1 tRNA gene is annotated in these 213 nt (G+C 46.5%); it reads left to right on the top strand.

The window, feature by feature from the left end:
* Positions 1-125 precede the first annotated feature (125 nt).
* Positions 126-200 (top strand) — tRNA-Gln (locus MD535_RS26080).
* The last annotated feature ends 13 nt before the right edge of the window (positions 201-213 follow it).

A 213-nucleotide genomic window follows, 5' to 3' on the forward strand; every position in this document is an offset into this window, starting at 1 on the left:
CCAGATTTAGGTTCTGGCGCCGAGAGGTGTGAGAGTTCAAGTCTCTCCGACCGCACCATTATTTCTTAATGTGTTATTCAATTAACCCAATTAAGAACGTGTGATTGACACTGAAACAATCCTGTTGGGCTATCGCCAAGCGGTAAGGCACTGGCTTTTGATGCCAGCATTCCCTGGTTCGAATCCAGGTAGCCCAGCCATTACAACGTTATT

Origin of the sequence: Vibrio qingdaonensis (genome assembly GCF_026191675.1) — a bacterium.
GTDB lineage: Bacteria > Pseudomonadota > Gammaproteobacteria > Enterobacterales > Vibrionaceae > Vibrio > Vibrio qingdaonensis.